The following is a 2469-nucleotide window of genomic DNA, read 5'->3' on the forward strand; positions in this document are numbered from 1 at the left end:
GGGGGTCGCCACCAAGTTTTACACCTGTACGCTCGCTGTGATGTATCGGGGCAAAGACAGCGAGGGTGAGTGGCAAGGTGGTCCGATGTATGTGGTGCGCGAGGGACTGGGAGCCCGCTGGCGACCACTGGCTTACTTCTTTGCGGTTGTAGGCTTGTTTGGCACCCTGCCCATTTTTCAGATCAATCAACTCACCCAGATTATTCGCCAGACCTTCGCCGTACCGCTTGGATGGGCATCCCCAGAGTCTCATTTCACTTTTGATCTGGTCGCAGGGCTGGTTTTCGCGACAGTCGTGATCATCGTGGCGATGGGGCGTTTGCCTCGTTTAGGGCGGGTGACCAGTTTTCTGGTGCCAAGCATGGTGGCTGGTTATTTACTGCTGACGGCTATGGTATTGGTCACCAATGCCGAAGCGATTCCGGCGGCTTTTGCTTTGATCTTTCACGATGCGTTCTCCGGCAGTGCGCTGGCGGGCGGTGCTCTGGGCGCTGTGATCATTACCGGTATTCGTCGCGCGGCCTTTTCCAATGAGGCCGGTATTGGTACTGAGGCAATGGCTCACGGGGCGGCCAAGACCAAGGAGCCTGTGAGAGAGGGGTTGGTCGCCATGCTGGGACCCATCATCGACACATTGATTGTGTGTACCTGTACGGCACTGGTGATCCTGATCAGTGGTGTGTGGCAAACCGGTGAGAATGATGGCATCGGTTTGACCGCTGCCGCGTTTGATTCCTTGTTTCCCTATGGTGGCAGCCTGATACTCACCATATTGGTGTCACTGCTGAGCCTGAGTACTGTGATGACCTTTTGGTATTACGGCAGTAAGTGTCTGGGTTTTATCATTGGTGCCCAGTATCAACATCACTACGTCTGGTTTTACGCGTTACTTGTTATTCTCGGCTCGGTGGCCTCTCTGGGGTTGATTGTCAGCTTTATCGATATTATGTACGCGCTGATGGCGATACCCACCATGACCGCGTCCTTGTTATTAGCGCCTAAAGTGAATCAGGCGGCTGCCAGGTACTTCGCCAAAGAGAGAGCGGCTCAGGCTGAACTGTCTGAGGCAGAAGGATAGGCAGGGATCAATAGGGGCGGTAATAATGCTCTGCTGCGTCAAATCTCTGTAGGTAGCAGTCACCAGCGGCCAGGGCGGGTGACGGGGCTGCATTTTCGGAGTGTATTCCGTTAAACTACGCCCTCAATAGAGGTGGAGCCAAAGAAGTTCTACCCGATGAGACAAGAAACATTATCAATCGATTGTAGAGTGGAATAACTATGTACCCTTGTCTTGTGGCGGACATTGGCGGCACCAATGCGCGCTTTAGTCTGGTAACCGGCTGTGAAAACGGCCAGTATCAATTAAGCCAGAATCACGATCTCCGTTCTGGCGAATACTCCTCATTTGAAGCTTGTCTGCAAACCTACCTGGATATGATCGAAGGGCCGATGCCCAAATCTGCTTGTGTTGCACTGGCCGGGCCGGTGGTGGGCGACGAAGTGCTCATGACCAACGTCAACTGGCTCTTCAGCCAGACAGCTGTCAAACAGCAGTTCGGATTCGAGGTTTTTTGTGCCTTGAATGATTTTGCCGCGTTGGCGAATTCCGTACCGCATCTCCACGCTGACGACCTTGCGACCATTATCGACGGTACGCCCAATCCTCAAGGTGCCAGAGCGATTGTTGGTCCCGGCACCGGGCTGGGGGTTGCGGCTCTGGTGCCTGGCAAAGATGAATGGGTGGTTGTACCTGGTGAAGGTGGCCATGTGGCCTATGCGGCTCAGAGTCCTCGGGAAATGGCGGTGGCGGCATTAATGCAGGAACAGGGTTATGTTTGTGCTGAAGCCCTGATCTCAGGCCGGGGCATGGTGAATCTGTTTAATTCCCTGGCTGAGATTGATGGCAACCCTGCTCGGGTGGCAGAGGCCAGTGAAATCGCCACTTTGGCCTGGGAGCAGCAAGACTCGCTGGCATTGGAAGTCTGGGAACTGTTTTTTCAGGGAGTTGGCACCGTGGCCAGTGATGTCGCGCTTGTGTATAACGCCAAGGGAGGTGTGTATCTGGGGGGCGGCATCTTGCCTCGCAATATTGAGGCCTTCAAGAAAAGCGGGTTTGAACAGCGTTTTAAAGAGAAAGGCATTCAGCGGGGCTTTATGGAAAATATCCCGGTGTATTTAATTTTGCACAAACACCCGGCCCTGATCGGCGCGGCTGCCTGGTTGAGCGATTTGTATTCTGAATAACTAAACGGTGTTTTCTGAATAACTAAGTGCTGTATTCTCAATAGTTAAGCGAATAAGAATTTATCGGCAATAAAAAGCCGGCCTCTTCAATGACGCCGGCTTTTTTGTTTCTGTCAGAATGGTTTCGGACAGCTTAACTGCCTATCTGACCGCCGTCTTTGCGGCGAACGGCCACAACACTGGGGCGGGGCGGTAAATTGTCGTCAAAGTCCGGCCAACGATGTG

At 53.3% G+C, this 2469-nt stretch carries 2 protein-coding genes; both read left to right on the forward strand.

What is annotated here, in order from left to right:
- A partial coding sequence (locus ACTG33_RS16965) for an alanine/glycine:cation symporter family protein (protein WP_439136431.1) occupies positions 1-1078 on the forward strand: 1078 nt, incomplete at its 5' end.
- 200 nt (positions 1079-1278) lie between these two features.
- The gene (gene glk, locus ACTG33_RS16970) at positions 1279-2244 is read left to right on the forward strand and encodes a glucokinase (RefSeq protein ID WP_439136433.1); all 966 of its coding nucleotides are present in this window, start codon (positions 1279-1281) and stop codon (positions 2242-2244) included.
- Positions 2245-2469: the final 225 nt, after the last annotated feature.

The sequence above is a fragment of the Pseudomaricurvus sp. genome (assembly GCF_965662505.1).
GTDB lineage: Bacteria > Pseudomonadota > Gammaproteobacteria > Pseudomonadales > Cellvibrionaceae > Pseudomaricurvus.

Bases quoted from the DNA above. Each gene is read 5' to 3' on its own strand.
- glk (WP_439136433.1), top strand. From the start codon at position 1,279: ATGTACCCTTGTCTTGTGGCGGACATTGGCGGCACCAATGCGCGCTTT.